This is a genomic window from Acinetobacter sp. CWB-B33 (assembly GCF_039655955.1).
Taxonomy (GTDB): Bacteria; Pseudomonadota; Gammaproteobacteria; order Pseudomonadales; family Moraxellaceae; genus Acinetobacter; species Acinetobacter bouvetii.
On sequence record NZ_JAGFEU010000003.1, the window covers coordinates 311,581 to 332,497 of the forward strand.

General features: G+C 45.0%; 17 protein-coding genes and 4 tRNA genes. 5 read left to right on the forward strand and 16 right to left on the reverse strand.

The genetic code is table 11. The features are described 5' to 3' along the window. Positions 1-32 precede the first annotated feature (32 nt). From JZ784_RS10825 to JZ784_RS10835, 3 genes are all read left to right on the forward strand, one after another. A complete protein-coding gene (locus tag JZ784_RS10825; protein WP_346315042.1) occupies positions 33-1,304 on the forward strand; it encodes a hypothetical protein in 1,272 nt (423 codons plus the stop codon). 120 nt (positions 1,305-1,424) lie between these two features. Beyond that, complete coding sequence (locus JZ784_RS10830) at positions 1,425-1,616, forward strand: hypothetical protein (RefSeq protein WP_346314880.1); 192 nt, start codon at positions 1,425-1,427, stop codon at positions 1,614-1,616. A gap of 159 nt (positions 1,617-1,775) precedes the next feature. Next, positions 1,776-2,729 carry a 2-hydroxyacid dehydrogenase gene (locus JZ784_RS10835; protein WP_346314881.1) on the forward strand — a complete coding sequence of 318 codons (954 nt, stop codon included), beginning with the start codon at positions 1,776-1,778 and terminating at the stop codon, positions 2,727-2,729. Positions 2,730-2,759: 30 nt separating this feature from the next. Here the strand turns inward: JZ784_RS10835 and JZ784_RS10840 are convergent, their stop codons facing one another. From JZ784_RS10840 to JZ784_RS10880, 9 genes are all read right to left on the reverse strand, one after another. Further along, positions 2,760-3,254 (reverse strand): hypothetical protein, encoded by a 495-nt coding sequence (locus tag JZ784_RS10840; RefSeq protein WP_346314882.1) that lies wholly within the window; start codon positions 3,252-3,254, stop codon positions 2,760-2,762. 211 nt (positions 3,255-3,465) lie between these two features. Then, positions 3,466-4,032 carry a hypothetical protein gene (locus JZ784_RS10845; protein WP_346314883.1) on the reverse strand — a complete coding sequence of 189 codons (567 nt, stop codon included), beginning with the start codon at positions 4,030-4,032 and terminating at the stop codon, positions 3,466-3,468. A 263-nt stretch (positions 4,033-4,295) separates the two neighbouring features. Further along, entirely contained in the window at positions 4,296-4,838 is a 543-nt protein-coding gene (locus JZ784_RS10850) for a hypothetical protein (protein WP_346314884.1), read from the reverse strand. 290 nt (positions 4,839-5,128) lie between these two features. Further along, positions 5,129-5,518: a hypothetical protein gene (locus JZ784_RS10855; RefSeq protein ID WP_346314885.1), complete on the reverse strand. Its 390-nt coding sequence runs from the start codon at positions 5,516-5,518 to the stop codon at positions 5,129-5,131. Between the two features lie 79 nt (positions 5,519-5,597). Beyond that, positions 5,598-6,584, reverse strand: coding sequence for a DUF4062 domain-containing protein (locus tag JZ784_RS10860; RefSeq protein WP_346314886.1), 987 nt, complete (start codon positions 6,582-6,584; stop codon positions 5,598-5,600). A gap of 82 nt (positions 6,585-6,666) precedes the next feature. Continuing rightward, the gene (locus JZ784_RS10865) at positions 6,667-7,140 is read right to left on the reverse strand and encodes a hypothetical protein (protein ID WP_346314887.1); all 474 of its coding nucleotides are present in this window, start codon (positions 7,138-7,140) and stop codon (positions 6,667-6,669) included. Positions 7,141-7,246: 106 nt separating this feature from the next. Then, entirely contained in the window at positions 7,247-9,316 is a 2,070-nt protein-coding gene (glyS, locus tag JZ784_RS10870; RefSeq protein ID WP_346314888.1) for a glycine--tRNA ligase subunit beta, read from the reverse strand. Beyond that, on the reverse strand, positions 9,316-10,290 hold the full coding sequence (gene glyQ, locus JZ784_RS10875) for a glycine--tRNA ligase subunit alpha (protein ID WP_005007135.1): 975 nt from the start codon (positions 10,288-10,290) through the stop codon (positions 9,316-9,318). Before glyQ ends, glyS begins: the two co-directional genes overlap by 1 nt. A 69-nt stretch (positions 10,291-10,359) precedes the next feature. Then, the gene (locus tag JZ784_RS10880; RefSeq protein WP_346314889.1) at positions 10,360-11,715 is read right to left on the reverse strand and encodes a hypothetical protein; all 1,356 of its coding nucleotides are present in this window, start codon (positions 11,713-11,715) and stop codon (positions 10,360-10,362) included. A gap of 177 nt (positions 11,716-11,892) precedes the next feature. Between JZ784_RS10880 and JZ784_RS10885 the strand changes: the two genes are divergently transcribed. Next, the gene (locus tag JZ784_RS10885) at positions 11,893-13,005 is read left to right on the forward strand and encodes an HPP family protein (protein WP_346314890.1); all 1,113 of its coding nucleotides are present in this window, start codon (positions 11,893-11,895) and stop codon (positions 13,003-13,005) included. Between the two features lie 89 nt (positions 13,006-13,094). On the opposite strand, the gene JZ784_RS10890 is transcribed toward JZ784_RS10885, so the two are convergent. Further along, a complete protein-coding gene (locus tag JZ784_RS10890; RefSeq protein WP_005007143.1) occupies positions 13,095-13,355 on the reverse strand; it encodes a PspC domain-containing protein in 261 nt (86 codons plus the stop codon). A gap of 300 nt (positions 13,356-13,655) precedes the next feature. Here JZ784_RS10890 and JZ784_RS10895 point away from each other — a divergent pair, with 300 nt between their 5' ends. Further along, complete coding sequence (locus JZ784_RS10895; RefSeq protein ID WP_346314891.1) at positions 13,656-14,330, forward strand: hypothetical protein; 675 nt, start codon at positions 13,656-13,658, stop codon at positions 14,328-14,330. 51 nt (positions 14,331-14,381) lie between these two features. On the opposite strand, the gene JZ784_RS10900 is transcribed toward JZ784_RS10895, so the two are convergent. From JZ784_RS10900 to JZ784_RS10925, 6 genes are all read right to left on the reverse strand, one after another. Beyond that, positions 14,382-14,457, reverse strand: a tRNA-Lys gene (locus JZ784_RS10900). A gap of 227 nt (positions 14,458-14,684) precedes the next feature. After that, positions 14,685-14,760 (reverse strand) — tRNA-Lys (locus JZ784_RS10905). 49 nt (positions 14,761-14,809) lie between these two features. Beyond that, positions 14,810-14,885: transfer RNA gene (locus JZ784_RS10910), tRNA-Lys, on the reverse strand. Positions 14,886-14,905: 20 nt separating this feature from the next. Then, a tRNA-Lys gene (locus JZ784_RS10915) sits at positions 14,906-14,981 on the reverse strand. A 131-nt stretch (positions 14,982-15,112) separates the two neighbouring features. Then, entirely contained in the window at positions 15,113-16,954 is a 1,842-nt protein-coding gene (locus JZ784_RS10920; RefSeq protein ID WP_346314892.1) for a long-chain-acyl-CoA synthetase, read from the reverse strand. A gap of 189 nt (positions 16,955-17,143) precedes the next feature. Further along, the gene (locus JZ784_RS10925; protein WP_346314893.1) at positions 17,144-20,443 is read right to left on the reverse strand and encodes an Rne/Rng family ribonuclease; all 3,300 of its coding nucleotides are present in this window, start codon (positions 20,441-20,443) and stop codon (positions 17,144-17,146) included. Between the last annotated feature and the right edge of the window lie 474 nt (positions 20,444-20,917).

Below are 20,917 nucleotides of genomic sequence, written 5' to 3' on the forward strand. Positions count from 1 at the left end.
ATGAAGCAAAAGGACTTGATAACGGTGTGATGATGGATAAACAGATTATTTTTGAAGATGAACAGATCCGGGTCATTTTCCTCAAAGGTTCATCGGCAGAATTGATTTTTTCCTTTGGCGATTTAATTACGCGGGCCAAAGGCCTGAGCGTGAATGCTGAAAAATCCCTGCACAAATTCGATTTTAATGTGATCGGCATTATGCCGAAGCAAAAATCATGGTTTCCTGAAAGCTCTATTTTAGCCATGATGGACAGCATTCAGCCGGTGATTGCGCCGTTTAAAACCCGGATTGCCTATGGCGGTTCGATGGGCGGCTATGCCGCCATTAAATATTCCAATCTGCTGGATGTGCAGCGTGTCGTCGCGATGGTGCCGCAGTACTCGATTAACCCCGAAGATGTGGAAGATACGCGCTACAACATGTTCTATCAGCCCGAACTGAATGGGCGCATGTTTGTGCGGGCGGAAGATGTTTCGCCAGCGCGTGAATATATCGTGATTTTTGACCCGTATTATGCCGCGGACCGCGTGCATATTGAGCATTTGAAGCCGCTGATTCCGCATGCGCATTATCTGCATTTGCCCTATACCGATCATGACGCGATTGCCGTTTTGGCCAGCTCCGCGCTGGTGCATGACTTTTTGCGCCACCCTTTTGACGCCAGCTATTTCTACAAAAAGATGCGCGAGGTCAAAAAGAACAGCAAATTCTATTACCGTAAAGTGATTGAAAATCTGCTGCCGCGCCATCGCGCGGCGCTGGGGCATATTTTAAAGAGCAATGCGCTGGCGCTGGATGATCAGTTTTTTGATGCCAAACAGAAGCAGGCCCTGCTGCGTGAACTGTTCAGCAATAAGCAGGTGGATCAGCAGGATTTAGCCAAACTTGGCATACAGGTCAGCATGCCGCAGGAAAAACGCAGCCTGCTGCAGGATGCCTATGGGCATGGCTTGGTATTTAATGTCATCAGCCAAAAAATTGAAAGCTATGCCGCGGGCGCGATTGCGCTGAATCATAAATTCCTGATTCCGATATATGCCAAAGGCAATGCCTTGGTGCAGATCAGCTGGAATGATCAGCCTTATATGATTGTCATGAATGACCGCCAAATGATGAAGCTGGTGCTGCTGCAGGATGAACTGTCTTTAGGCATGCATCCGCTGATGATGAAGAAGTATGCCGGTTACTATGTGCTGAGCTACAAAAATCTGAATTTAAGCACCGATGAGCTGGGCGCGGCGCACTTTGCTGATGTATTGGATGATTCCAGCAAATTTGTGCCGCAGCTGGAAAAAGCTTAGTTTAAAAAACAGCCCGTTGCTTTATGTCGCATTCAGGCTAAGATTTGAATTGAGCACGGCTTCATTGCGTGCATTCAACGGATTTTAAACTTGAAGATCAGTATGAGCGGGGTCATCAGTATGCAATCTCATCAGATGCTGGCTGTAGGGTGTTTGATCTTGATAGCAATGTTTCCGGGCAGCGCTTTTGCGCAGGGTTTCAGCGCCCATGCCGCCGTTTTCAGTCTCGGACTGTTGGTGGTGGGCGCATTGGCGGTGTATGTGGTGATTCAAATCCGCAATGCATTGCGCAGCGATTTAGGCAAGCGCTGAACATCATTTTCTGGATGGATCCGCCAGCATGGCAAACCCGCAGCATTGCGGGTTTTTCGTTTTTATGTGCTGCAAAATGGGCTTGAAATGCCTGCTGGACTTAGCTTTAATGCCTTAAACACATGCAATCTGCATGCATAATGACTGAAGGACATACAGATGAAAGCCGTATATTTAGATTTTGAATCATTGGATAAAAACGATTTGGATTTCAGCGGTTTGCATGCTGTATTTGATGAGCTGGTGTTGTATCCCGGCACTCTGCCTGAACAAGTGCTGGAGCGTGTGCAGCGGACCGAGGTTATTATCAGCAATAAGGTGGTGCTGAATGCTGAAACCCTGCAGCAGTGCCCGCAGCTGAAACTGATTTTAATTTCCGCTACCGGCACCAATAATGTGGATTTGCAGCAGGCCAGACAGCAGGGGATTACTGTTTGCAATTGCCAAGGCTATGGCACATCCGCCGTTGCGCAGCACACGTTGATGCTGATGCTGAACTTAGCCACATCGTTCCGCCAGTATGACCGCGCAGTGCAGCAAGGCGAGTGGAATAAAGCCAGCCAGTTCTGTCTGCTGGACTTCCCCATTATTGAACTTTCAGGCAAAACTTTAGGGCTGGTGGGCTATGGGGAGCTGGGCAAGGAAGTTGCGAAGCTGGCGCATGCTTTCGGCATGAAAATCATGATTGCATCTTTGCCGAAACGCCCATCCGCTACAGAGCGGGTGCCTTTTGCAGAACTGCTGCCGCAAGTGGATTTTTTAAGCCTGCACTGCCCTTTAACGGAAGATACCCGTGATTTGCTGGACAGCGCTGCCTTTGCGCAAATGAAGCCAAGCGCATTTTTAATCAACTGCGCGCGCGGCGGGGTGGTGAATGAGCAGGCGCTGGCGGATGCGCTGCGTTCAGGCCAGATTGCGGGAGCAGCCACAGATGTGCTGACGGCTGAACCGCCAAAAGACGGCAATGTGCTGCTGGACAGCAGCCTTCCAAACTTAATTGTAACGCCGCACAGCGCATGGGGCAGTGTCGATGCGCGTCAGCGCATTGTGCAGCAGCTGATTGAAAATACCGAAGCGTTTAAAGCGGGTTTGGTGATTCGTAAAGTGAATTAATGCCGTGCGATGATCAAAGCGTGCTGTTAATCAGCATGCTTTGATGAGCGCGGGCTTAAATTGGGAAGCGATTTTGTCAAATAAGCTCAGGGTTTGAGTATTTAATGGATTCATAATTTTTAAATACTGTTGCTGTGTTTCAAATGCCTGCTCCGTTGCATTTTCTGCATAAAAACCGCCATTCGGGTAGCTATACGAGGTTTCAAAAGCAGACAGAATTTTACCTTGCTGGACATAAAAGCTGATTTCGTATTGATACGATTCACCAAAGACACTTAGTGTGAGTTTGCATTGATCCTTCAGCTGATACAGCACAGCGCTATTGCCTTCAGTGGATTTGAAGTCTTCACCTGCAACATAGTCTAGTGACTGCAATATTTTTCCCTCAGGTTCATGTGAGTAGGTGTTCTGCTGCTGTATGTTCGGCAGAGGCGCATTGGGGAAATAGCGGTGCAATTTTGGCAGGCAGTACCATACTGCATAGGCGAAGAGCAGTCCTAAAATAAATCCAGTCAGTATTTTCATTATTATCCGTGGGCGGTGATGAGGTTTTGCATGATATGAGTTGTTTTTAGTAATAATTGGAAGCAGGCGTTATATTTTTAATCAGGCTGCATTCTGTTCTGAGATATATTTTAATTGCAAAGTCAGTGTAAAAAAAAGCCCATTACTTGATGGGCTTTTTTTACTGCATGCGTTTTTTACAGTGACGTGCTTGGATGGTGCTGTATTTAATTTATAAATCCGTCACAGGATAAGCAGCAGCGCCCGAACTGCCCGGTACTGTATTCGGTGCAGCTTGATTGACGCTAGGTGCTGCAGGAGCGCTATGGTAGCTGCTTGGCGATGTAGACGGCTCGCTCAATGAACGCCGTTCGATCGGCGCCGATTGGCTCGGCTTGCCGCCCAGCGCTGCTTTGGTTTCCTGAATTTTAGTATTTACGCCTTGAGTCGCTTTCTGTGCGCCTTCATCGACCTTTTGCACGGTATTGCCAGCAATGTCTTTGGTATTGTCCCAGGCCTGATCGACTGATGGCTTAATTTTACCGATGCCGCGTTCAGCCGCATTGCCCACTTTAGCCGCGGTATTCAATACCCCTTCCTGCGCTTTATAGGCCCAGACATGGAGAATATTCGGGTTATCGCCATAAGGCTTCACCGGTTTTTCTGCCGGCTGCTGTGTTTGCGCGGCCACTGGTGCGGGTTCTTGCGCCCACAGTGAAGAAGCTGCCGCTAAAGCCAGACCCGTGCAGAACACAGTTTTTATGGCATTTTTGATGAAAGCGGTTTGAATATATTGCATGGTGCAGGCACCTCTATTGATTGGCTGAGCTTAGAGGCTGTAGAGCCCATTTCTGTTGCTCATTATATGCAAGCAGGCTGAAGTTGCATGCATAGGCTGCGAAATTCATACAGCTTTTAAAATGAGGGTATCGGATGAGCTGTACTGTCCTATAAAGCATCCAGAACTGATCTGTCCGGCATAAAAAAAGACCCACCAAAATGGGCCTTCTTTTTAGATATCTCTGGAGGAGAATACCGTTTTTAACGCTGAATCATGCAGCGCTATTTAATGCCAATCTCGGCATCCGTTTCTGACGAAATATGCGCTTTGCCGGCTGGCGTATTGAGATCTGCCTGCACATTGCCCTTCAAGCCCGTGTTGGGTGCTTGGTCTGGATTGGTTTTTTTCGATAGGAATTTTTTGGTTTTTTCAGGCTTTTCATGCAGAGGCTGTTTTGCCTTCGCGCTAGTTTCAGCACTGGATTGCTTGATTTCAGCTGTTTTTTCTCTGGCGGTCTGCGCTTTATCGGCAGCAGCGGCTTTAGTGCCCTGCCATTGCTCTTGTGTAAATGCTTGGGTTTTTGCAGCGCCGTGTTTGACGCCTTGCTCCGTTTTAGAGGCAGCTGCTTTAACGGCATCGCCGGTTTTATTCACAGCGTTTTTAACGTTTTGGCCTAAGCTGCTCAGCACGCTTGTATCTGCATTTGCTTGTACATTGACTTGGGCATTTGCATCAGCCTGGGCGGTATTTGCGAGAACGAGAGGCGAGGCTGCACACAGCGCTGCAGTCATTACTGTTGTTAGTGTTGTTTTAAAAAGATTCATTCTGAATTTATACCTCGTTTGGTGAAAAAAATTCACCTTGCGGATGGGATCGGAAATCATCTTAGAGGTATTTTTTTGAAAAAAACGGATTTGTGATCAAAGCTGCACAAGGGCTTACACGGAAAATACGTTGAGCCGTTTTATGTAAGAAGCGGGTAAAAAAATGTGATGAAAGTTAAGTCTGTGAAAATAATTTTATTCTCTGTAACTTCAGTTTTGTATTTATGGATTGCTGGATTTAACGCATCATCTGTTAAAAATGCATTTAACAGATGATGAAAAGTGCTGGATTAGTCACATTGCGCTAAAGCGTCTTTATGGAAGTTGTGGCGCAGCGCAAGGAAGTTTTTCTGTACGTCTGGCGCGTGCAGGTCAAAAGTGTTGGCGGTGCTGGTACCGTCTTTGGCAAAAGTTGCAGAACCGCCGCTGATGAGTGTAAAGCCCCTGAATGACCACTGTTCAATGACTTTGCCGGCTTCCAGATTGCCAGTAAATTCAATCACGCATTTGTCATCAAATTTGGTGAGTTTGGCTTTGTTGTTGGTTGTATTTGGATAGACATCTAAATTGCTGACTTCTTGCAGAACCCCAAAGTCCAGCGTTGGAATTTTTGGCGCTGTTGCACATGCTGTAAGTGCGATACCCGCAAGACCTGTCAAAATGAGCGTTTTCAGTTTCATATGGTTCTTTCTTGTTGAGTGTTGTTGTCTTTGAGTATAGGGAAATGTGAATAAGAATCCAAAATATTTTTAGACATTATCAATATTCCCATAACTTCAGCGATAGCAAACTTCTTAATTCATTTAAGTCATTCAATAAAGAGATATTTTCGTTATTAATGTGATTTAAGGCTAAACTATAGATTTGGTCTTGAATTGGTAGTCCGCTTTGAATCAACCGATTAATAAATTCGCTAGGTGTGTCTGAGATTCTGATAATATTAATGAAAGTTTCCATTTCTTTATAGCTGAGGCTTGCGCCATTAAAAATATAGCTAAAAATGAATAATGTATTTATTTTTTCTAAAACTTTTGCTTTAGTAATTTTTTCATTTTCGGCTTTAATAATTTCGTCATTTTCAAGTTTTTTGTCAGCATTTATTAGTATTTCTAAATAATTTTTTAAAGTTAAGTTCAAAGTTTCTAAATGTCTGATTTGGCTTTGAAGAGACTCAAATTTTTTTGAATTTCCGCGCTTAACAAGGAAATCTTTGAATAACCCAGACCACTGATCTTTTAACCAATCCTCGATTTCATTATATTTTTCAAAAGAAAAAATTGGATTGTTATTAGGCTTAGTATGAATATCATCTATTAATTTAAAAATATTAATATTGTCTACATGAGCATATTTTATATCATGATTATCACGGTTGTTTTTATAAGTTTGATATTCAGCATATACACCTTTTTCAATTAAGATATAAGTAGGAATGTGATTACGGCTGGCAGTATCATATTCTTGGCGTGTGATACTATTATAATCAGTATATTGATTTTTATTTTTGATCTGAACTTCGCTTGTTTCAGAACCATAACGTCCACCGATGATAAGCACGAAAATATCAGCAGATTCAGCTTCACGATAGCAAGATATATCTAAAGGGTCATCACTGACAAAAGCAATTTGCCCTTTCTCAAATAAAATAGATTCATAACCTAGTGAATCAATAAATAAGCTCAAAGAAGCTCTTATATGTTTTAAATCATAATATGTTGAACTAACAAAAATACGTGGCTTTGCCATGATTTTTCTCAAGTAAAATTTTAAAAAGTTATACCTAAAAATTTTATGTTTTACAATGCCTTGAGGTTTTTTAGAAAGCTTTTTAAATCGTTGGCAAAAAGAACAACAACACAAGCGAACCTAAAATCCCGCCTAAAATGAGCCAGTCTTTTTTGCGCATATCGGCAACATGAATAATTGAAAAATACAGGGTGCTCAAAAACAGAAAAACAAAGACAAAAAAAACAAGCGGGCTGTTGTTGAAAAACTTAGTGATGCCAAACAGCACGAAAATGACCGTACTGGACAGCCAATAAATAATGCTTAAAACAAATTTAGATAGCATTAAGTGTCTAATTGTACGATCTAAGCGCGGTAAACATACAGCAATAATAATGATTCCAATAAATCCCCCCACAACAGAAATGATCATAAAGAATAGGCCGCTCATATCCCGCTTGTTTGGAATGTATGGATAAAGCTTCCAAAGGATGAAACTAAACACGAGCAACAATGTGTGAGCGATAAAAAGATACACATCTGGGCGGTAATGACGCTGAACTTTAATATTTGGCATCTATTATTCTTGTAAAAAATCCAGCTATTTTTAGCAGGATTTCAGATGTGTTTCAAACTGCATAAAAAACCCGCTCTAAAGCGGGTTTTAAATATCAAATCAGAACTTAGTGTTGAAGCACTGAAATATCCGCCACTTTCGTAAACAAGTCACGAAGCTGAGCAAGCATACGTAAACGGTTAGCTTTCAAGTCTGCATCTTCAGCCATTACCATCACGCCATCAAAGAACGCATCGACTGGCGCACGCAGCGCAGCAAGCGCAGACAATGCAGCCGTGTAGTCTTTGGCAGCAAATAATGGCTCAACGACAGGAGTCACTTTAGCAAGTTCAGCGAACAATGCTTTTTCAGCATCTTCAACTAAGTTTGCTTCAATCACAGCGCCTTCAGGCGCAGCTTCTTTCGCAAGAATGTTAGCAACACGCTTGTTGGCAGCAGCCAGCGCAGCCGCTTCAGGCAAGTCACGGAAGTGATTTACTGCATTTACACGCTTATCAAAATCAAGCGGTGATTTTGGAGAAAGCGCTTGAACCGCTTGAATCACGTCAACCGCAACACCTTGGTCTTCATACTTGGCACGGTAACGGCCTTCAAGGAATGCAACAGCATCCGCCAAAGTCTTAGCGTGATCTTTTAATACATCGCCATAAGCAGCCAAAGCTAATTTGATCAGTTCTTCAATCGAAACATCAAGATTGTTTTCAGTCACTAGACGAAGGATACCAATTGCAGAACGGCGCAGTGCAAACGGGTCTTTAGAACCTGTAGGCGCTTGACCGATACCAAAAATACCTGTCAGCGTATCTAAACGGTCTGCAAGGGCAATCGTTGTACCTGTTTTAGTCTTCGGTAAAACATCGCCAGCGAATTTAGGAAGATATTGCTCGCCTAAAGCTTCTGCAACTTCGTCATTTTCGCCTTCAATACGCGCGTAGTATGTACCCGCAATCCCTTGCAGCTCAGGGAATTCACCCACAAGTTCAGAGGTTAAGTCACATTTTGCAAGCAGGGCAGCTTTTTCAGCATCAGCTGGGTTTGCGCCAGTAATCGGCGCAAGAGCCACAGCCAATTTTGCAATACGTTCAGATTTGTTCCACAGCGTACCCAATTCTGCTTGGAACACCATGTTCGCCAATTTCTCTTTGCGAGACGCAAGCGGCTGCTTTTGATCTTGCAGGAAGAAGAATTCAGCATCCGACAAACGCGGACGAACAACTTTCTCATTTCCTTCAATAATTTGAGCCGGATCTTTAGACTCAATATTTGAAACGGTAATAAAATACGGCTGCAATTTATTATCGCTATTCACTAGGCAGAAATACTTTTGGTTATCCTGCATCGTAGTGATCAAGGCTTCTTGCGGCACAGCAAGGAAGCGTTCTTCAAAGCTTGCACGCAGCGCAACAGGCCATTCAACCAATGCGGTTACTTCATCACGTAAGTCTGCAGGGACAATAGCAATCGCATTCACTTCATCCGCAAGCGCTTTCACTTGCTGATCGATAATGGCTTGACGCTCTTCAAAGTTCGCAACCACATACGCTGCTTTTAGCTTCGCAAGATATTCATCCGCATTGGCTAAAGTAATCGCTTCAGGCGCATGGAAACGGTGACCATAGGTCACATTGCCTGCTTGATGATCCTGAATGGTTGCATCAACCACATCGTTGTCTTTTAACAACACCACCCATTTTACCGGACGGACGAATTCAGTACGGCTAGCCGCAGAACGCATGCGTTTTGCAATTGGAAGATTGTCCAACGCAGTTTGTAAAATTTGCGGCAGTAAAACGTCAAGGCTTTGACCTTTCACATCTTTTAGGTAGCAGACTTTTTCAACTTTACCCGCTTGGAAGGTTGATACTTGATCAACCGTAATGCCTTGACCGCGCATAAAGCCTTCAAGCGCTTTAGTCGGGTTGCCTTCGGCATCAAAAGCGGCTTGTTTGGCAGGGCCGTCAAAACGCTTTTGCGTGTCTGCTTGCGCGCCATCGACATTGACAATTTTAAGTGCCAAACGGCGCGGCGCTGCATAGGCTTCGATAGAATCGAATGCAAGGCCTGCATCTTTTAAGCCTTTTACTGTTTCTGCTTGCAGCGCATCACGTAATTTTTTTAAGCTTTTTGGCGGAAGTTCTTCACAGCCGAGTTCGAATAAAACGGTATGTTTAGACATTATTTATTCTCCTCTTTTGCTGCTTCTTCAACTTGCGCTTTTAACTGAGCTAATACTTCATCGCGTAAATGCGGTTCTGCCATTGGGAAGCCAAGCTTCGCACGTGCAGCCACATAGCTTTGCGCAATAGAGCGCGCCAAAGTACGCACACGTAAAATGTAGCGCTGACGTTCAGTTACAGAGATCGCGCCGCGCGCGTCTAACAAGTTAAAGCTGTGAGAAGCCTTAATCACTTGTTCATACGCAGGAAGCGGCAATTCTGCTTCCATTAGGCGGGTTGCTTCAGCTTCGTAGAAGTCAAACAGCTCAAACATTTTTTCAACGTTGGCATATTCAAAGTTATAGGTCGATTGTTCCACTTCGTTTTGATGGAATACATCGCCATAGGTGACAGTACCAAACTGGCCTTTGGTCCAAACCAGATCGTAAACTGAATCTACGCCTTGCAAGTACATTGCCAAACGCTCTAAACCGTAAGTGATTTCACCAGTCACTGGATAGCACTCAACACCGCCGACTTGCTGGAAGTAAGTGAACTGAGTCACTTCCATGCCGTTGAGCCAAACTTCCCAGCCTAAGCCCCATGCGCCTAGTGTTGGCGATTCCCAGTTGTCTTCGACAAAACGGATGTCGTGAGTGAGGGTGTCAATACCAATGGCTTTTAAAGAGTCCAGGTATAACTGCTGGATGTTGTCTGGGTTTGGCTTAAGGACTACTTGGAATTGGTAATAGTGCTGTAAACGGTTTGGGTTTTCGCCATAACGGCCGTCTTTCGGGCGGCGTGATGGCTGCACATAAGCGGCGTTCCAAGTTTCAGGGCCTAAAGCGCGCAGGAATGTTGCAGTGTGGAATGTACCAGCGCCCATTTCCATGTCGTAAGGCTGTAGAATCACACAGCCTTGCTCAGCCCAATAGTTTTGTAAGGCAAGAATTAAGCCTTGGAAGGTATCAATATGCGATATGGCGCGACTCATGGTCATCCACTTAAAATTAGAGAAAAATTGTGCTCAATTATAAGGGCTTTGGGTGTGTGTGGCAAAGGTTTAAATATTGATGCATTTTTTTAAATCGTTAATGCGGTTTCTAATTTCCATGGCGCAATTTGGTTGTATATTTTCTGCCACTTCGCAAAACATCCATGCAAATTCTAATAAACTAATATCGGTTAATGGTTTTGGATCAATAGAAATATTTTTTTCATATGCAAGAATGAACATGTTTGCAAAAAGCATTGGGATTTTTTGAAAGTGTTGAAATTGAATATCATCTAACTTTATTTGTTTTTTAAAAGTATCACCAATTTTTACAAGTTCAAGCATTTGTTCTTCATCAGAAGATTGACAAAGATGAATTATTTTTTGTGTTATTCCTTGTAAAATTAAAGAAGTATTGAAATCTTCGACTTCATCGAGAAGATTAATGAGCTCTGGCTGTGATAGCAGTTGCTTATAAAGCTTAATTTTCTTAGTAAAGTAATTTTGTTTACTTCCAGCTGTTTGGAAATTAATTTCTCGTTCGTATAGGGCTAATTCAACATTCGGACTTTCTATAAAGTCTAGATTACATTTGAGTGAATCAGCAATTTGCATAAAGATGTTGTCTGCATCTGCTCGATAAATGACTTTGCACTCTTCATCATTTTCTAGAAAATGGTGGCTTTCTTTTTGTAAAACTTGCTCACTATACTCAAGCCAATACAGCCAATTATTGTAAGGACGCAATTCATTCAATGCATCCATTAATGGGTCGTTTTCGCCGCTGTAGCCAGCAACCACCCAAGTTTTATTACATCCAGTCGATCGTACAATTTGAGAGAGTGTTTCTTTATGCGCTTCAAGTTGATCAGTGGTATTACGTTGAACAAAACCCACATGCTGACCGTTGAGATAAACAATACTCGGGTCATGAAGAAGTTCTGCATTTACTTTACCCATTGCACCTAAGTCATAAATGGCTGGGAAAGGATACATGCCGACCATGAAGCATGCGTGGATGAGTAAAGGGTCAAAGTTAACAGTGAGAATTCGACTGAAATAACCTTGTTTTAAAAGTTCAGCTATCGCGATATGGGCAAAATTGAGTTTGGCTTTCTTAATCCCTTTTTCTTTATTTCCCTCAATAAACCATTTGAAAAGTTCTTTTCGTTTAACATTTGACAGTTTAGTCATAATGTCATTGTATTGAAGTTTGTTTAAGTCGGCTTGGGCCAGCTTTTGCTCTTCTTCAGTGAAGTAATTGGGAAAATTTTCAATCGCGATTTTCATCAATTTTTGCGCTGGGGGAATCCCAGCTGAAACGGAAATTCCTGCTCCGACGAGTAAAATTGCTCCTCCATCCTCTTTAGCATCTTTTAAAGAGGCAGCTAAGTGTTTTAAAAGTTCTTCGCGATTTTGGTTCATTATTTTTTATAAAGTCATAAATTTCTTTTTATATTATGGCTAAGTTTATGTTTTTCAAATTTTATTTATTTTTTTTGAAAATAGCTGACATCCATTAAACATATAAAATAAATACACCTTATAAAATGCTTCGATCTATAATTGCAGCATCCGTTAAAACAACCAATTAGGCATCCCGTGTTTCACTCCAAAGCAGACTGGCTGAATACGCTAAAACCCAACTTTAAAGTCTTGCCCTTAAAAGACCGCTTGCTGTGCGGGCTGGGCGCACTGATTGGCCTGGCATTGTCATCTTTTATCAGCTGGCTGGCGCTGGGCGACTTAAACGCATGGTATATCGCCCCGATGGGCGCTTCTTCTGTTTTGCTGTTTGCGGTTCCCGCCAGCCCGCTGGCGCAGCCGTGGAATATGGTTATCGGCAACAGTCTTGCGGCTTTGATTGGCGTAACCTGCGCCATGTTCATTCCAAATTTGACGGAAGCGTTCAGTGTTTCGGTCGCGCTGGCGATCATTTTGATGATGACCACAGACTCATTGCATCCGCCCAGCGGCGCAGTGGCGATTACTGCTGTTTTAGGCGGCGATGCAGTACATCAGCTGGGTTACAGCTTTTTACTTTACCCAGTGCTGCTGAATTCAGTGCTGCTGATGCTGATTGCGATTATGTATAACCGCCTGCTCGGCAAGCAATATCCGCAAAAAGCGCAGCTCAATACGCGAACTGCAGCGCCGACGCCGACGCAAAAAGTGACCATTCAGCCGGCGGATATTCAAAATGCGCTAGAACAGCGCACTGAGCTGCTGGATATCAGCGAATACGATTTACAGAAAATCATTTTAGAAGCGCAGGAACTGGCGAATGCCCGGGCGGTGAATCAATTTACCTGCCAGGATATTATGACCAAACAGGTGATTTCACTGCGTGCCGAAGATGATATTCAGTCTGCGCTGGATAAATTCAAACAGATTAATTTAATGAGCCTGCCGGTGGTGACAGATTTGGATCGGCTGGTGGGCACGCTCGCGCTGTATGATGTGGTGGAATGGTTTAAGCGGGCGGCCGATCCTAAAGCGTCTTGGGAAGAGCATGTTTATCAGATTATGAATCCGCAGGTGGTGACGGCACAGCCTCAGCAGCCAATTCAAGATCTGGTGCCTTACTTTGTCGAACGCTCTTTTAACTATATTCCTGTGGTCGAACATCAGCGCTTAGTGGGCATTATCAGCCGCGCCGATATGATTGCCGTCTTAAACCAGCAGCTGAATCATCTGCGCCAGCAGGCCGAGTAGCGCAAGCGAGGCAAAAAAAAGCTGCAGCATTTTGGGGAAAAGCTGCAGCGACCAAAAGAGCAGGTCTAAGGGATCAGTACATCAGGTTTTTAGCTTAAAGGGTCATCGTTGACTGTGCGCACAGGGTTTTTATAGCCCTGCATATTTTTGTATGCAACACTTTGCTTTGGCATGACCAGCCATAGCACCAGGTACACTAAAATGCCTGGAAAGGCTGCACTCATGCAGGAAATGATGACAAAAATAATGCGCAGTAAAGTCACATTCCAACCAAAACGTTCAGCAATACCGCCCATTACTCCCGCAATCATATTTGAGCGGTTCGAACGGTATAAACCAACATTGGCCATTTAAGCCTCCTTAAAAACGAACAAAATAGGGCAGAGGTAAAAATTTGCCTCTTGTATAAAGAATGGTGACGCACTGCATGTTTTAAAGGGGGAAATGCCAATAAAAAGTAAAAATATGTAAAGCTGGATGATAAAAACAGGCGGACATTATTAAAATGAGGACCATGGCATGGTGTGAAAATATTTTTATTTATAGAACAATTAGATATACAACATGCTGTTCACAGGGATATGAGTATTTTTATGATGTGCTGATTCTATGCTCAGCACCTCGCTCAGCAGTCAAGCGGTAATGGTTAAATGATGGGATATGCAGAAAGAAAGTCTTTATTCGCTTCAATGCGCTGCTTATCGCTGAGCGCAGCCAGCCTGTTTTTAGGCTGCGAGCAGCCGCCAGAGCCGCAGAATCATTCCGCCTCACAGCCTGTCTCTGCAGCAGATGCCAATGAACATATTGCTTTGGAAAAGCAAGCAGAAGCGCAGGGTGGAAAATTGACCGATGTTGCGGGCCAGGCCACGCTGAATGCGGATCAGCCTAAGTTGAAAAATATTAGCGTGCCTGAATATGCCAAAGTTTTTATTGGGCGCTTTCATGCCAGTATTCCATGCGATGACGGATTTATTCCCTGCAAACAGGGTACGGCTGAATATATTCTGAATTTATTGCCGGATGGGACGGTACACCGCAGTATTATTCATTATGGCAAAGTCTTTGCCGATAAACCGAGGACAGAAGACGGCAATACCACCTATCGAAAAGATAGATGGACGCTGGATGAAGAACTGCAGGAAATTATTGTTCACCGCAAAGAAGGGGTGAATTTTTATTACAGTATTCAAGACCGTGATCATTTGGTGATGAATGTAGAGAAAATCAGCAGTGACCGTGAAGGGCGGAATCAGGAATTATTTAATAAAGGCTATCCGCAGCCGGCAAAAGCCTATGTGCTGACGCGTGATCAAAACAGCCAATAATTTAAAATAAAGATCATTTGAACTTTAATTTATGCTGAAGCATGAAGAATCTGGTGGGTTGTGTGGGGTTCGAACCCACGACCAATAGATTAAGAGTCTACTGCTCTGCCAACTGAGCTAACAACCCTGAGCGAGGATCAGTGAACTTAAAGCATCGCTTTAAGGGTTCACCCGAGTGCTACAAGAAAAAATCTATGATTTTTAAAGGTGCATTAAAGCACTGCATTTTGCAGCATCGGTATAGCAAAATTTCGAGAATGGCGAATCAAAACCGTTACGGTAATGGTTTGTCTTGGTCGGAACCTGCAGGTTTCATTTCTTTAACTGACGAAAGAAAGAAGCCCTAAGAAAGAATGGTGGGTCGTCCGCGACTCGAACGCGGGACCAATAGATTAAAAGTCTACTGCTCTACCAACTGAGCTAACGACCCATATAGGGGTATTTCTAAATTGTATTCTAAAACTGATGTTTTAGAAAGATGGTGGGTCGTCCGCGACTCGAACGCGGGACCAATAGATTAAAAGTCTACTGCTCTACCAACTGAGCTAACGACCCATCAGGGATATCAGAGAAAATGGTGGGTCGTCCGCGACTCGAACGCGGGACCAATAGATTAAAAGTCTACTGCTCTACCAACTGAGCTAACGACCCATCTCTCTTGATGGAGCGTATTGTAGCAAGATCTCATCCAAGCGCAAGTAAAAAAACATAAACTTGCTTTTGTTTGATTATAAAAAAAACAAAATGGCCTGCCTTATTGATAAAACAGGCAATTATCTGTTTTAGAAACGGTATTTATACGCTTGAATATTTTTTAAAATATCTGCCGTTAAATCGCAATACGCCTCACTGTTGGGTAGCAGCACTAAGATGCGCTCATCCGTCTGACTTGGATCATAAGCCTGTTCTTTCAGCTTATTTTTTTGATATTTAAACGTGCCCGTGGTTTCAACTTTCTGCTGTACACGCAAAAAGACGGGAACGGCATAAGCGGGCAGATGCTTTTTGAATTCGGCCGCCATGTATTTGCAATCCGCTGCATCCAGCGCGGCTTGATCTGTCAATGTGATGGCTGCCATGCCCGCACGGCCATTGGTATTGGGAATCTCTACACCATAAACTACGGCTTCGGCAATTTTAGCGTATTCGCTGACGATGTTTTCGACTTCAGTGGTCGAGACGTTTTCACCTTTCCAGCGGAAAGTATCGCCTAAACGGTCGACAAACTGCGCATGGCGGAAGCCGATGTCGCGCACTAAGTCGCCTGTATTGAAATATGAATCGCCATGTTTAAACATGTCTTTGATGATCACGGACTTGTTTTTTTCTGCATCGGTATAGCCGTCAAAAGGAGAGCGCCGGGTGATTTTTCCCACCAGCAGGCCGACTTCGCCTTTTTTCACTTTCATGCACCAGCCTTTTTTATCCCGGATGGGCTCATTTTTTTCTTTATCAAACTGAATAATGGCATACGGCGTTGGCGAGAAGCCCACGGTATTGTCAAAATTGAAGACATTGCTGAAGCCGACGTTGCCTTCGCTCGATGCATACAGCTCAAGGACTTCTTCTACGCCAAAGCGCTCCTTGAATTTATCCCAGATATTGGGGCGCATGCCGTTGCCGATCATTTTTTTGACGCGGTGGCCTTTTTCCAGTTCGGAAGGCGGCGCATCCATCAAGTAGCGGCAAAGCTCGCCTACGTAGCCAATCGCCGAAGCATCAAACTTTTTCACATCTTTCCAGAAAGATGATGTAGAGAATTTACGGCGCAAAGCCAGTGTTGCAGCTCCTGCAATGACGCCGCACCAGCAGACGACAGTGCCGGTCGCGTGATACAGCGGCAGCGTCACGTACATGACGTCTTGCTCATTTAGATTCAGCACATGGCCATAAGTGCCGTAGGCCAGTGTCCAGCGGCTGTTGGTGAAAATCACCGCTTTGGGCAAGCCGGTTGTGCCTGATGTGTAAATATAGAACAGCCCATCTTTGCCTTTTACGCTGTGGGTCGTTGCTGGATTGAAGGTCGGGAATTCATCAATAACGCTGGCTAAATTGATGAAGCCTTGCGGTGCGGTTCCGGCATTTTGGCGTGTCGCCTGATCAGCGAACCAATGAAAGCGCTCGGCAGGCAAGTCAAGCTCATTGCGGACATCATCTACTGCGGCACGGCATTCGTCACCTGCAATCAGTGCAATCGGTTTGACCAGGTTAATGCTGTGAACCAGCACTTTGCCTGTTTGCGCTGTATTGACCAGCGCCGCTGTCACGCCTATTTTTGCCAGCGCGATAATAGACGCTACCAATTCAGGGCGGTTTTCCACCATGACGGCAATGACATCGCCCTTTTGCGCGCCGATCGACAGGCAGTAATGCGCAATCTGGTTGGCCCATGCATTGAGCTCATTATATGTATATTTTTGATCTTCAAACAGCAGGGCATTGCCGTTTGGGTTGCGTTTGACGGCCCGTTCAAAAGCAATGCCTAAACCGGCAGGAGTATTGGGCGTGCGTAAATAGGCTTGCTTGAGGCCGCTCAACAAGTTGGGAACTTTGCTGATAAAGCCTGGAATTTTTGCTGCGACATCAGCAATCCCAATTAGATCGTGTTGTGTAGTTTGACTCATAATAATCCTATTTATTTTTCGCCGTCCAATGCGGTTTCTTTCTCTGCAAAAAAACTTTTGCGTTAATTTCACACTTGTCTTTTAATCGTTTCGTTCTAGTGCAATCAACCTAATCTGACAAAAGTAACAAAAAAAATCCAGTCACCGAAATGACTGGATTTTTTTAATCACCTGCAATTGAGCAAATGCTTACTCTGCTGCGGTGTTTGCTTTTTTCGGCGGACGGCCGCGCGGACGGCGTGGACGGGCTGGCTTGTCCTTTTCCGCTTTCGCCTCTTCAGCTTCAGAAGTTTCTGTATTTTCAAGCTTTTGAGCTTCTGCTTGCACTTGTTCAGTTTCAGCAGGCGCTTCAGCTTTCACGTCTTCTACAGGCAGTTCGGCTTGAACAGGTTCTGGAGCGGCTTCGGCTTGAACTGCCGGTTTGCTTTTTTGTGCAGGCGCCGCTGCTTCTGCAGCAGGCTCAACAGCAGCTTCAGCTTTTACCGGCTCTTCGGCATGCGTTTGTTTCGCCTGTTCCAGCGCTTGCTTGGCCAAACGGCGGCGTTCGCGCGGGTCATTGGCAACGCGGCTTTCAGACGCAGGTTTTGGCGGGATCAAGTCCAGCACAGCAGCAGGTTCAGCTTCAGGTGCGGCTTTTGCAATTGCCACATCACGCGTTACCGGCTTTTTCTCAGCAGGCGCAGCTGCTGGAGCGGTCAGCGTTGCTGCATATTCTTCCGTGAACTTTTGCAGAGCGCGGTTGAATGTTGGAATTAAGCCAAATTGCTCAATCAGCACCGAACAGTCAGCACCATACACATGGCTGATCAGGCTGCCGACAGTGTATTGGCTCAATGTAGGCACTTGCGACGGCGCAATTTTTGGCGCTGCGGCTTGACGGACTTGGCCTTCACGCTGTTGACGGCGGCGTTGACGCGGATCATTGCTGGCGCGTTTCACAGACTCTTGAGGCTTTTGTTCTTCCTGTTTTGGCGCAGGCTCTGCTGCAGGTGCTTTCGCTTCCTGAGCTGTTGCCGCACGCGCTTTAGCAGGTTTTTCAGCTTTCGCTGGCGCTGCAGCTGGCTGTGTTTCAGAAGCTAAAGCAATGATTTCACTTTGCGCTTGATCAACATTTACCACTAAAGCAGTCGGCATGATGTCCTGGCGTGGCGCATCAACCGTTTCTACTTTTGGCTGACGAGAAGGTGCAGCTTGTTGAGCTGGTGCTTCTTGCGGCGCTGCAGCTTGCTCGTTCAGAACGCTTTGATCGCGGTGGCGATTTGGGCGGTTTGGACGCTGGCTGTTGCGGTCACGGCGCGGCACTGCATTTTGCTGCTGTTCATTGTTTTGAACATCTTGCGGCTGCTGCTCATTGCTGTGCTGACGGCGTGAGTTGCGTTTATTGTCACGCGCTTCTTGACGCTGTTCTTGGCGAGATACCTGAACAACTTCTTCATGCACGTGATGCTGCGCTTCGCGCTGCTCTTGAGGCGCTTGTTCACGCGGCTCTTTGTGCTTAGTGCGCTGTGGCTTTTTATTGCCATTATTGTTGTGACGTGGCGCTTTTTCGTCTTTTTCAGCAGGTTTGTCCGTATCACGGCCATCTGCTTTTTGCGCTACAGTCGATGGTGTCAAATAAGCATTGTTCGCAGGAACAATGGCAGCAGGCGCTGGCGCTGCTGAAACTTGACCCATTTGACCGCGGCTTACGGCACCGCCATTCACCATTTGCTCAATGGCTGCAGCTGCATTGTTGGCAGTGCGTGATTGGTCAATGGTTGCTGCTTGTTTTTGAACAAACAGGTTTTCTAACCAAGCGCATGGGCTAGCAGAAGCTTGTGCAGGCGCAGCTTGTACTGCTTGCTGCTGAGGCGCTGCTGCAGCTGTATGCTTATTGTTGTTGTGCTTACGCTGGCCCTTTTCTTGCTGCTGGGCAGGTGCTTGAGCTGGCTGTTCACCATCTAAATGCCATTCAGCAGACTCGTAGCCCAGTTCTTTTTCGCTAGAGCGAGTTGCTTCTGTACGCTCGTAACTTGTTGGCGCAAAGCCTTCTGGGTTATACGAAATTTCGTAGTGAGGCGTTTCTAAATGCGGGTGAGGCAATACAGTCACACGTACATTAGATGTTTGCTCAAGGTAAACCAAGCTGTGGCGCTTTTCGTTGAGTAAGAAAGCAGCAATTTCAACTGGTACTTCAACTTGAACTTCACCATGACGTTCACGCAGGGCAATCTCTTCCACTTTACGCATAATAGAAAGTGAAAGTGAGCGCAGGTCACGCACCATGCCTGTACCGTGGCAACGTGGGCAAACATAGCCAGTCGCTTCTTCAAGAGAAGGACGTAAACGTTGACGGCTCATTTCCATCAAGCCGAAGCGAGATAATTGACCGAATTGGATACGTGCGCGGTCGCTTTGCGTTGCTTCGCGAAGTTTCGCTTCAACCATGCGCTGGTTACGGTCTTTGGTCATGTCGATAAAGTCGATTACAACCAAGCCGCCTATGTCGCGTAAACGCAATTGACGGGCAATTTCTTCAGCTGCTTCTAAGTTGGTGTTGAGCGCTGTTTCTTCAACGTCATGACCGCGGGTAGATTTTGCAGAGTTAATATCGATAGAAACCAAAGCTTCAGTTTGGTCAATGACGATTGAACCGCCAGAAGGAAGTTTCACCTCACGTTCATAGGCAGTTTGAATTTGGCTTTCAATACCAAAGTGAGCAAACAAAGGCTCATTTAAAGTATAGGTTTTAAGCTTGTCAATTTGACGCGGCATCACAGCTTTAACAAAGTTATACGCTTCGTTATATGCTTGTTCTGAGTCAATTAAGATTTCAGCAACATCGTCACGCAGGTAATCGCGGATTGCGCGAGTCACTACGCCAGCTTCTTGATGCACCAGCATAGGCGATGGGCCTGAGCTTGAAGTGCTTTGGATTTGCGCCCAAAGATCCAGCAAGTGCTGAAGATCCAGCTGCAGTTCTTCTTGAGAACGGCCGATACCCGCAGTACGTACAATCACGCTCATGCCACGAGGTACGCTTAAAGACGCCAGCATTTCTTTCAATTCGTCACGAACTGAACCTGAAATCTGACGGCTGATACCGCCGCCTTTCGGGTTATTTGGCATTAATACTAAATAACGGCCAGCCAGTGAAATGAATGTAGATAAAGCTGCGCCTTTATTGCCGCGTTCTTCTTTTTCCACTTGAACCAAAAGCTCTGTGCCTTCAGTGATCAATTCGCGGATATTTGAAGTTTGGCGAGGATCAGCTTTGAAATATGAATTGGCAATTTCCCGCATAGACAGGAAGCCTTGACGGCCTGCGCCATATTCTACAAAGACTGCTTCTAATGAAGGCTCTACGCGAGTCACGTGGCCTTTATAGATATTTGATTTTTTTTGTTCACGCGTACGATTTTCTAAGTCGAAATCGTAAAGACGCTGACCAGTGACAAGTGCAACGCGAATCTCTTCTGCATGTGTTGCATTAATCAACATACGTTTCATGGGTGTAACACCTAATAGTGATACACAGCAAAACATCGCTATACACGCAGCGGACATCACACATCACGGATCAATTGCTCAGTCCTTAAAGAACACTTTGCGTCCTGAGCTTTACTTACCGGCCTTTTTTGGTGGGCTTCGGTTTATGATTCACGTATTGATGATGGCAATACGGCTTCAATCTTTAAACGATTAAAGTCACCTGTGCGATTCACTGGCGGACGAGCGGTGCATTGGATGTGAGTAACTTTCACTGTCACATTGCTCTAAGAGCATCCCTGTATATTGAGGGAATGTCTTGATACGGAATTATCATCGTATCTTTGCAATTTGTGCAGATCCAATGCATCAAACGCTGTTGCCTGAATGCGGCATCAGGGTGCGACTGATCTGATGTGTATCAGTTTACGTTTAAAAACCAACAAAGTTGGCAGCATATTTTTTTGGAGCAGGCTGCTTTTGCATCTTAAGATG